At 60.2% G+C, this 10,832-nt stretch carries 9 protein-coding genes; 6 read left to right on the forward strand and 3 right to left on the reverse strand.

Features of this window, described 5'->3' with window-relative positions:
- Positions 1–118: 118 nt before the first annotated feature.
- Complete coding sequence (locus tag VBE63_RS20925; RefSeq protein WP_323684960.1) at positions 119–388, reverse strand: hypothetical protein; 270 nt, start codon at positions 386–388, stop codon at positions 119–121.
- A gap of 225 nt (positions 389–613) precedes the next feature.
- Between VBE63_RS20925 and VBE63_RS20930 the strand changes: the two genes are divergently transcribed.
- On the forward strand, positions 614–1,036 hold the full coding sequence (locus VBE63_RS20930) for a hypothetical protein (protein WP_323684961.1): 423 nt from the start codon (positions 614–616) through the stop codon (positions 1,034–1,036).
- A gap of 54 nt (positions 1,037–1,090) precedes the next feature.
- Entirely contained in the window at positions 1,091–1,351 is a 261-nt protein-coding gene (locus VBE63_RS20935; RefSeq protein WP_323684962.1) for a hypothetical protein, read from the forward strand.
- A gap of 414 nt (positions 1,352–1,765) precedes the next feature.
- Here the strand turns inward: VBE63_RS20935 and VBE63_RS20940 are convergent, their stop codons facing one another.
- Positions 1,766–2,746, reverse strand: coding sequence for a ParB/RepB/Spo0J family partition protein (locus tag VBE63_RS20940; protein ID WP_323684963.1), 981 nt, complete (start codon positions 2,744–2,746; stop codon positions 1,766–1,768).
- A gap of 10 nt (positions 2,747–2,756) precedes the next feature.
- The gene (locus tag VBE63_RS20945; RefSeq protein WP_323684964.1) at positions 2,757–3,674 is read right to left on the reverse strand and encodes a ParA family protein; all 918 of its coding nucleotides are present in this window, start codon (positions 3,672–3,674) and stop codon (positions 2,757–2,759) included.
- A 161-nt stretch (positions 3,675–3,835) separates the two neighbouring features.
- Here VBE63_RS20945 and trfA point away from each other — a divergent pair, with 161 nt between their 5' ends.
- From trfA to VBE63_RS20965, 4 genes are all read left to right on the forward strand, one after another.
- Entirely contained in the window at positions 3,836–4,687 is an 852-nt protein-coding gene (gene trfA, locus VBE63_RS20950) for a plasmid replication initiator TrfA (RefSeq protein WP_323684965.1), read from the forward strand.
- 1,020 nt (positions 4,688–5,707) lie between these two features.
- Positions 5,708–10,006, forward strand: a complete 4,299-nt coding sequence (pglW, locus tag VBE63_RS20955) for a BREX system serine/threonine kinase PglW (protein WP_323684966.1) — start codon at positions 5,708–5,710, stop codon at positions 10,004–10,006.
- 123 nt (positions 10,007–10,129) lie between these two features.
- A complete protein-coding gene (locus VBE63_RS20960) occupies positions 10,130–10,507 on the forward strand; it encodes a type II toxin-antitoxin system RelE/ParE family toxin (RefSeq protein WP_323684967.1) in 378 nt (125 codons plus the stop codon).
- Complete coding sequence (locus VBE63_RS20965; RefSeq protein ID WP_323684968.1) at positions 10,488–10,823, forward strand: helix-turn-helix transcriptional regulator; 336 nt, start codon at positions 10,488–10,490, stop codon at positions 10,821–10,823. Before VBE63_RS20960 ends, VBE63_RS20965 begins: the two co-directional genes overlap by 20 nt.
- Positions 10,824–10,832 lie beyond the last annotated feature (9 nt).

A 10,832-nucleotide genomic window follows, 5' to 3' on the forward strand; every position in this document is an offset into this window, starting at 1 on the left:
TCTGAGCAAGCGCTCGCTGAAACGCTATCCCTGTGCAGCGCTAACACCTACAGTGGTGGGCACGCAGTTATACTGCCTGCAGACCTTTAAGTGCCGCCTTGGCCCAAGGAGCATTGATCTAGGAACATGGCTTGATGGTTAGAACCGCAAGGACAAAGACCGACACAAGCGGTGTCATGCTCGGCTGCTTGTTGCGGAGCATCTGTCTGCAACGGAGCGCGGCCCGATGACCGATACCATCGGCCGCAGCGTCCGCCTGTTCCTCGTCGAGGGCAAATCCACAGGCCTCACTAATACCGAAATCATGAACTGAACGGATCAACCAGAAGGACACGGCCATGGCCCGCACCTTGAAGAAAAAGTCAGTGAAACGATCTAAAATGGACATTCCGCGGGGGGGTGATTGATTGCTTGGCGCAGATCACGCGCAACAGAGTCGCGGTCAACGGCGCTGAGTTCGATCAGAACAGCACCCCAACACCAGAGCAAGAACAGATACTGAACCTCCTACACGTCACCATGTAGCCATCCGCGTGAAATCCAAAATCGCCTTCCAGCCCAGTCGTGGCGGGGGATTTCTGCGGTTCCATCAGGGGAAATCGCCTTTGAGCGATTGAACGACGAGCGTGCGGAGATCGAACAGGCGCTGGCCGAAGCCCGTGCGGCGCAACAGGCGGCGCTCGATCAGGCGCAGCAGGCCGATCAGGAGCGCGATCGCCTGGCCGCCCTGGCGGATGAGCGGGCACGCGCCATCGAGACCCTACGCGCAGAGCGCGACCAGATCCGGCAGGAATTCAAGGATGAACAGCACGCGCATGCGCTCGCGCTTGAGAAGGTGCAGGCGCTCCACCAGGCGGAACGCGATGGGCTGCGGCAGCAGGTCGATCAGGGCAAGGTCATCCTCGAGGAACTGCGCATCGAACAGGCCCGGGAACGCGAATACTGGACCGGTCAGGAACAGCAGTATGTGCGCATGGCCGAAGAGGCTCGCGCGGAACGCGATCAGCTCAGCGACAAGCTCAGAGCCATCGATTAAACAGCTCGGCTCGAGTAGGAACGGCTACTCAAGAACCTCCAGGAAAGCCAGAAGGTGGTTCGGCGCGCGGAGGCGCGCGAAAGCGTCATCGAAGAGGAACTGCAGCAACTGCGCGAGCGGCTTGAGCGCTCACAGACATCCGCCATGCAAGGCCAGGTGCGCGCTGAGCATTGCGAGGCACTACTGGCCGCAGAACGCGACGCCTTGGCCGAGGCGCGGGCTGAGAACGCCGCACTCCAAGCAGCCGTCGCTAACGCAGCGCATGGCGACGACGCCCCTGAGGCTTGCGTCAGGCAGACTGAGCTGGACCATTGATACTGAAGTTGCGGGCTCTATTTTTTATAAAATTCACGAGTGGGAAATTATCTTTAAAATTAATATTTTAAAACACAATTTCCGCCAGCGGACATCATGTCCGCTGCAGCCTCCAACGCACGGCCGCACGAAGCACCTGCGACTGTACCCCCTCAGCTAATGGGTCCTGGCGCCGCACACGAGAAACCATCTGTGACAGAAGCTCCGCCGTTTCCTCCGAGAGAAGAAACTGCTCTGAACACTCAGGCGCGAAGCGTGCCTCACCCAAGCCCACGCTCGTCATAGCAGGGTCCTCCGAATACAACATCTTGAGGGCACCCCTGACCCATCGGCTCTTGCCCTTCGCTCCGTACTCAGATAGTGCCGCCTCACGGAGGGCCGACTGCATCTCTTTCGTCATACGGACAGAAGTCTTCACAATGACCTCTCCAACTCCGCGAGAAAAGCCTTCCACGCCTTCGATACGGATCGGTAGTCATCCCACTCCAAGTCCGGAAGAGCCTCATCCCCAAGAACGCGTTGCATGATCTCTCGAACAACAGCCGCATTTGTGGTCGCCCCCAAAGTCACTTTAGTTGCGGGACGGCCGCGTGACTGCTTTTTCGGAGATTCGACCGCGCGCTCAACAGCTGCCAACGCATCCGCAAGTGACATGCCGCTGCGCAGATTGGCTAGTACGGCTAGCCGACGAGAATCATCAACAATGGATGCAACAGATGCAGCAACCGCGAGATCGCGTACGACCCGTTCGTTCAATACGGCGTCGAGGACATCCTGGGGCCCCATTGCAACTCGACAATAGCGTCTGGCGTTTCGCTCTCCCATGCCAACGAGATGACCAAAGCGCTCAGTCGTCGCTTCCCCCTCTGCCTCCAATTCGCCAAGAACGGCGATCACGTTGCGCATCCGCGCGGCCAAGTCCAAGTCGTCCCGGTGCAAGTTCTCCACAAGTTGCAGGGTGCGGACATTTGCAGGACGCTGGTCGGAAATTCTCGCTGGAATATTCTTGAGATTCGCCAGTCGCGCTCCCCAGTACCGGCGCTCCCCATAGGCTACTCGGTACAGACTCCCATGCCGAAATACTCGAATGGGCTCTAACACGTCATTCTCGATCATCGAATCAGCCAGATCACGCAACCTCAACAGCAGCCGCGTACGCTGGTCAACTTCATCTAAAGCCCTCGCTGAATGCACCCAGTCTGGATCAGACAGCCTCGCAAACTCATCCTCCGTGAGTTGCAGCTGCCGGGGATTTTCAGGGTCCGGCTCAATCCTATCCAAGTCCACTCGGTCATAGTGGAGTTCGCCCTTCCCACTCTGACCACGACGGACGACATCGCCTATCGCTTCTGTAACCGGTGTCGAACCAAATCTAAACTTTTTAGGTGTTGACATGATGTCCCTCTCAGCAAGCCAGACGCTGTTCTATGTGCTCACAGAACTGAAGGACCTCCTTGTTCGCGAGATCCCTCGGGCTCAAATCAAAGACGCTCTTTGGGCGGGCTTCTGGATGATCCGCTTCAGCGAAAGCGATCCTCTGGTGCAAGACGACTGGCGACAGCATAGAAGCCAGTGCTTGATCGCTCCTCAGCGAATCCAACAACCCCTCATGCAGCGCGACACCCTTGCGGAAAAGATTCGGCTGTATCGCTGCAATCTGTAGCGGACGGTTTACATCCCGACTGCTGTGCTCACGCCTCCACAGTTGCAACATCCCGTAAAGACCCTCGATCGGTTGTGGCTCCAAAGTCGTAGGAATAATCAGATGACTTGCTGCCCGCACGGCGCTGATCGTCAAAGGTCCTTTCGCTGGTGCAGTATCGATAAGCACCATGTCGAATGCTTCCTTCACATCCTGTAGTTCTAAGAATTCTTGCAGTCGGTCATGAACTCTTTCCCTGACGTCCTCTGATCGAACTAACTCGATCTCTCGAAGGCGTGGGCCATGTCCTGGTAGAGCCAGCAAAGGGTTCCACTGAGTGGGGTAGGGATAAACCTCTCCAGAAAAAAAGATATCCGCACTCGAACTCCGCCCTGACCATTCGCTCCTACCCCCAGCTCCCTCGAAGTCAGGGTGAAGCGGAGGCAACACCCCATCGGGATCAGCAGGGTCATATTCCATGTCAAGAAACCGACGCGAAAGGTTGCACTGAGCATCGAGATCGACAACCAGCGTCCGCGTCCCTTGACGGGCGAAGTACTCCGCTAGAACGCGCGTGAGCGTCGTCTTGCCGACCCCCCCTTTGTTTTGAACGACTGCGATAACGTGCATATACACCCCAGAAAACATACCGTATGCTTTAAAAATACCACGGTGTTGCATTGGCTGCCAGGATTGCCTAAGCTTTGCTGAGGATAGATCTGTACAGCCGACGTCTAAAGGCAGTTTTACCTGCTTCTTAGCGCGTTTTTGGGGTGGTCATCGAGAGACTCTGATCCACCGTCCAACGAGACATAAACGACCAAACCAAAGGTGCACGGAGCGTGTCTCTAGAAAAGACCCTTGCGCAACTAGAAGCATCGGTTGCAAAACGTAACCCTGAGTCTTTCCCGAAGCGGGCTGCGCCCACGTCCTCGACGGACAAGGTAGTGCAACTACCGCTTTGGTCTGAATTTCGTCGTGGCATCCCAAACGATCTCGTCCGCGGCGCCCTATTTACCGTCGGCAACGCTAGGATGCCTCGCGCCTACCGAAAATCCATGGTCATCGCGTCGCTTGGAAGCATTGAGATCACCTACACCGGTGAGGAACTGCGGCAAGACGATGAGGACGTATTTCTACAGCTGGTTCATTTGGCAAGGGTGTCCCCCTTAGGCAAGGAGGTGAGTTTCACCGCGCACTCGATACTAAAGGCACTAAAATGGCCGACGAACTCCCGTTCATACGAACGCCTCAAAGAGACGATTACTCGCCTCCAAGCAACGGGATTAGAACTGCGTAGCCCCCACCACGGATACTCAGGCTCATTAGTCCGTGACTTCGCATGGAAACAGGAGGACTCCGGTGCACCATCAAGAAGTTGGACCGTGCGACTAGAACCACGCATCGCTGCGCTGTTCGACAATGTCTCCTACACACAGATCGACTGGCAACAACGTTTAGAGCTTGGCACCCTCGCGAAATGGCTCCACTCGTTCTACTACACGCACCGCAGTCCGCTCCCAATGAAGACGGCAACCATCAGGAAACTCTGCGGATCGACCACCAAAGATCTATCAAAGTTTCGCCAACTCTTGCGTGATTCGTTACAAGAGTTACTTGACGTTGGATTCCTATCAAAAGCCGAGATCGAGCGAGGCTCAGATCTCGTTCATGTGACTCGTACATCGGGGTAGGTCTGCCACCACGCCCGCATCCCAATGTCTCGCCAATGTCGTCTGAACCTGATCTCTAAACATCGGGAACCTCGTGCATTGGAGTAGACATCACCTACCCTCAATGCCGTGACCACAGGGACGACATCAACCATCGATCGTTCGTACATTGAGGTAGGCAGCCTGCAACCCAGACAGGCTTTCGCCTATGTGGCCAATTTCGCCTGAAATCCTGCTGGCCGTCGGGCTGAGCGGCGTAAAGTTCGTGCATTGAGGTAGATAACGCCTCAATGCAGGGACAACATCAACCCATCGATGATTCGTACACCGAGGTAGATCTACCATCTGAGCCTGTTCTCCCTAACCCTCACTAGTGTCGTCTGAAACTGATTTCTGGCCGGTAGGAGACTCGTGCATTGAAGTAGATCCTCCTCTCAGGCGGTTGTCTCGGATAAACGGCCCGATTTGCGACACACTCCCACTACGTCCCATCCTCGTGCATCGAAGTAGACTCTTCGTGCATCGAAGTAGAGGAACTCGGTTTTTGAGGTAGAGCAACCTAGGCATTGAAGTAGACAGAGTCGGTTTTTGAGGTAGGATGACGCTGAAATTTTTCTGGTATATTTATTATATTTCAATGGGTTACAAAATAATTTTGCGCACGCTAATCTTTTCTTAATCTTATTCTTAATCTATATATAAAAGATTTTTTAAAAAATTCTTTTAAGAAATACCACCATCGTGCGCGATGAACCAAAGGACCGTGATGGAAGACCTGAACACAAGCAAAGATTGTGCTCTTGCCCTTCAGCCGCGACGGCGCTGGCATCTCTCCGATAACGGTCAAGGATCTGCTGCTGTCCTGTCTGCGCAGGAAAGCACGCTCGCGCGCTTGCGTCGAGCGAGTCGCTTAGCGGTGGGCACGGGTAGGGCGCCGCGACGACGAATCGGCCTATCTGCCTGTTATCATCGAACCAAGAACGCCAACGATGGCTCCTGGCGTGCGATCGTCGTGTCCAACTCAGTCAAGCCGCGCATTGCATGGACAAGCTCTGGAAGCAGATCACCCCGTCAGATTTCGCCTGGGAGCGCGAGGCACTCGCCTTTCTCAAGGCGCAGCTGCCCGATCACGAGCCCTACCGGGCCTGGGCTAACTTCGAATTCATCGCCCAGGGCGGTGCCATCAACGAGGTCGACGTCCTCGTCCTGACCCCCAAGGGCCTGTTCCTGGTCGAGATCAAGTCCCATCCCGGCGAGATCAGCGGCGACGCCGGCACCTGGGTCTGGAGCCACGAAGGGCGTCGCCGCGTGTTCGACAACCCGCGCCTGCTCGCCGACCGCAAGGCCAAGAAGCTCAAGTCATTGCTGGAGAGCCAGCGTTCGGCCCAAGTCGGGAGTCGGCAGGGTCAGGCGCGCATCCCGTTCATCGACACCCTCGTCTTCCTGTCCGCCGAGAACGTCGTCAACAAGCTGCAAGGCCCGGCGCGGCTGCAGGTCTGCACCCGCAAGACGCTCATCGACGCGCTGTGCCGGATCGATAACGACTGGAAGTACCGCAAGCTCGATCGGCCCACCTCAAAAGCCGTTGCGCGAGCGCTAGAAGAAGCCGGCATCAAGGAATCCATGCGGGCACGCCGTGTCGGCCTCTATGAGCTCGGTGAATTGCTCGATGAGGCCGATCACTTCCAGGACTGGCTCGCCACCCATCGTGAGACCGGCGTGCAGCGGCGCATTCGCATCTACCTCACCCTAAGCCGACCCGAGCCCGAGGCTGAGACGCTGCGTCTAGCCGCACGGCTCGAGCACCGTCTGCTTGAAGGCGTCGAACACCCCGGCATCCTGCAGGCGCGCGAGTATCAGCAGCACGACCAAGGGCCGGCCTTGGTCTACGAGCACGACCCTGCGGCGGTGCGCCTAGACCATTTCCTGATCGCGCAAGGAGCCGGGCAGCTGCTCGACACTCAGGACGCCTTGACCCTGCTGCGCCAGATCGCCGAGGCCGTGCGTTTTGCCCATGGCAAGCGTCTCTACCACCGCGCGCTTAGCCCGCAGAGCATTCTCGTGCGCCGCGGGGTTGATGGGACGCTGACGGCAAAGATTGCGAACTGGGCCACCGCCCGGCGTGCGCTGGCCACCGAGACCCAGACACCGATGGCGCTGAGCCATCTAAGCTGCGTGCTCCAAGAGGAGGCCAGTCCCTACCTCGCGCTCGAGGCCCATGCCGAGGCCCTTAGCGGCGCGGCGAGCGACAGTGTCTACCTCGACGTTTTCTCGCTCGGCGCCATCGCCTATCTGCTCTTCACCGGCCAGCCCCCAGCGGCGAACGCTCTCGAGCTGCAAGACAAGCTCAGTCGCGGTCGCGGGCTGCAGGTCACCGACGCGCTCAACGGCGCCGGAAGCGAGCTGCAAGACCTGATCCAGTACGCCACGCACCCGGACATCGGCAGTCGCATTGGCTCAGCCGTCGAGTTTCTCGACTATCTCAACCTGGTTGAGGACGAGCTGACCCGACCGGATAGCGAGCGTCGCAGCGACCCGGCCGCGGCCCGTCCTGGCGATACCTTCGAGGGCGGTATTCGGGTCAGCAAGCGCCTCGGGCGCGGGGCCAGCTCGGTCGCCTTCGTCGTCGATCAGCAGGGCCAGGAACGGGCGCTCAAGCTCGCCGCCACACCCGAGCACAACGCCCGCCTGCGTCAGGAAGGGGAGACCCTGCACAAGCTGCGGCATCAGGCCATCATCGCCTACCACGAGACCCGGGAGTTCCTGGGGCACACCGGGCTGCTGCTCGACTATGCCGCCGAGGGCAACCTGGCCGAGCGACTGCGCGCGCTCGGCCCCATCCAGCCCGAACTGCTCGAGCGCTTCGGCGAGGACCTCCTGAGTGCCCTCTGCCATCTGGAAGAGAAGGGGCTGTCCCACCGCGACATCAAACCGGCCAACATCGGTCTGGTGAAACAGGGCCGTCAGCTGCATCTGGTGCTGTTCGACTTCTCGCTCACCGGCATCAGCCCCGAGAACTTCACCGCCGGCACCCTGGCTTACACGGACCCCTTCATCCGCGATCCAGGCCGCCGGCGCTGGGATGACTACGCCGAGCGCTTCTCCGCCGCCCTGACCCTCTACGAGATGGCGACCGGTCGGCTGCCCAACTGGGCCGAAACAGACGGACTGCCGCCGCTGATCGAAGGCGCGCTCGAGATCGACCCCGCCGTCTTCGACCCCAGTCTGCGCGAGGGCCTGACCGTATTCTTCCGTACCGCGCTGGCCCGCGACGTCAAGGCGCGCTTCGGCAACGCCGAGGACATGCGCCGCGCCTGGCTGCAGCTCTTCCACCAGGCCACCCTCGAGTCCACCCGGCATCCGGCTGCCGACCCCTCTGCTGCGCGCTGCCCGATTGCAGAGGCCCAGCTCGACACTCAGATCGGCCTCCTGCCACTCTCAGCCCAAGCCCTGGGGACCCTCAGCCGGCTCAACATCAACAGCGTCGCAGAGCTCATCCGGCTGCCGCGCAACGAGCTCATCCGGATGACGGGTGTCGGCACCAAGACCCGGCGCGAGCTCTCGGAGGTGGTCGCCAGCCTGCAAAGGCGCCTCGCAGCGAATGCGGCGATGCCCAAGCCTGACCGGTCGGATAGATCCAGCCTCTTGCGAGCCTCTGGGCCAGCCTCTGGGTCCGCTTCGGGGCCAGCTTCGACGCCCGCGTCGGGGCTAAACGAGGGCCAGGCCGACAGCCTCTCAATCAGCGTCGACCAGCTCATGCGCAGCCTGCTGCCGCCGCCAACCAAAGCGACCGACCCCGACCGCCAACGCTTTCTCACCGAATACCTCGGTCGTCTCGATGACGACGCGCGCCGCTCAACGGACAGCGTGCATTGGCCAACGCCGCTCATGGTCGGCGCTACCCTCGGCCTGGAATCCAGCCAAGCGCGGGAGCTGCAATTACGTCTCCTGACCCATTGGGGCAAGAACAAATTCATCACCCAGCTACGCCACGACATCGCCCTGCTGCTCACGGATCAGGGCGGCGTGATGACGGCCGTCGAGCTGGGAGAGGCCGTGTTGCTGCACCGCGGTTCGGTGCAGCCCTCACCGACGCGCGAGCGGTGGGGACAGGCCGTGGTGCGTGCCGCGATCGAAACCGAGCTGGCCCGCCCAAGGAGACACCAGGCGTCGCGCTGGGTGCTGCGCCGCTGCGGTCAGCGCGTCCTGATTGCGGATGACACCCAGGACCAGGGAGAAACGCTAGCCGACTACGCCGAGGCCCTCGGGCAGCTCGCTGATGACTGCGCCGAGCAGGAGCCGCTGTTGTCGCCCCCACGCGCCCTCGAGCGCATCCGCGCGCTGCCCGCGCCGGACTCGATGGCCGCCCTCAGTAATCATCGCCTGCTGCGCCTGGCCGTTGCTGCCTCGCAAGGCGCGGCCCTCTCCAGCCGCGCCGAACTTTACCCGAAGGGCATGTCCGCCGCGCGCAGCCTCGAACTTGCACAGGGCGCGCTGCTCGGCACCCCCCGGCTCTCTGTGGCCGATGTTCAGGACCGTATCCAAGGCCGCTATCCGCAGGCCGAACCCTTACCTGGCCGACCCCAGCTCGACAGCCTGCTGCAAGGCCTCGACCTGGGCCTCGTCTGGGACCCGCAGGCCGAGCACGCCGGTAAGCGCGGGTTCTACTGCCTGCCCCAAGCCGGCGCCTTGACCTATGGCAGCAGCACCTCCGCGGCAACCCAGACCAGCATTCACTACACAGAGCATGCTGGGGCTGAGGCCGCTGCCACGCGTGAGCTCAAGCACTTCGAGCAGACCCTTCGCAACACGCTGGACTCGGCGCGCTTTCTCACCCTGTCGGTGCGTCCTCGGCTGTGGCGACGCGCGCAAGCGCATCTCGCCGACAGCTTCGGGCTCGCAATTCTCAGCTTCGATGCGCTGCTGCTGCGCCATCTGCACGCCCTCTGCGACGGCATGGCCAATCCACCCAACTGGCAGGTCGTGCTCAAGGCCGATGCCGCCGATCCTGGCAGTGTTGACTGGTCCCGCCTGCAGGGGCTGGTCCGCCGCGTCCTGCCGGCGATGGCCGACGAGCTGAAATCAATGAACCATCCGGTTCTCCTCACCGATGCCGGGCTCATCGCCCGCTACGGGCTGATCGACAGCTGGCTCGGCGATCTGCGTCGTCATCTACAGGAAGACCCTCAGGCACAGTCTCTCTTGCTACTCACCGTCAATGAGACCGCCACCCCAGGTGCGGTACTCGAGGGCGTCAGCATCCCAAGCGGCGCCGGTAGCCGAGAGTTTGCGCACATTCCGAGTGCTTGGCTGCAGTCGGCGATGATGGATGCGCCCTGACTCGATAGAGCGTCGCTAAAGGCGCGCTGCGCGGCATCTGCGCGACTGGGTGAGCTGAATTGCCGCCACGGTCGGACGATCCGCTTCTGTCTCGTTTATACCTCTTCAGGTATAGTTGACCGGATGGCAGAACATGAGAAGACCTTGCTCTGGATCGGGAGCAGCAAGAAGGACTTGATGGCGCTTCCGCTCAAGGTGCGGAAGTTCTTCGGTCACGCACTGGATTTCGCGCAGCATGGCGAGCAGCACGCTGCGGTCAAGGTGCTCAAGGGTTTCGGTGGCGCTGGCGTCCTGGAGGTGGTCGAAGACGATGCCGATGGCACCTATCGCGCGGTCTATACCGTCCGATTCGCCGAAGCCGTGTTCGTCCTGCACTGCTTCCAGAAGAAGAGCAAGAGCGGGATCGCCACGCCGAAAGGCGATATCGAGTTGATTCGCGCGCGCCTAAAAGTCGCTGAGACGCTTGCACGGGAGATGAGAGATGACGAAACGCATCATTGACGGTATCGAGGTCGAAACGGGCTCTGGCAACGTCTTTGCCGACCTTGGCCTGCCCGATGCCGAGAAGCTCAAGATCAAGTCCGGGCTGGTGATCGAGATCACCCGTGCTGTGCGCAATCTCGGCCTGACGCAGGAAGAGGCCGGCCGTCGCATGGGTATCACCCAACCAAAGGTATCGGCCCTGCTGCGCGGCGACTTTGCCAACCTGTCCGAGCGCAAGCTGATGGACTGTCTGAACCGTCTTGGGTACGACATCGAGATCAAGGTCAAACCAGCGTCCGAGCCGATCGGACACCTCAGGATCGCCATTGGCTGAACACCGCCT

The sequence above is a fragment of the Lamprobacter sp. genome (genome assembly GCF_034860625.1).
Lineage (GTDB): Bacteria > Pseudomonadota > Gammaproteobacteria > Chromatiales > Chromatiaceae > Lamprobacter.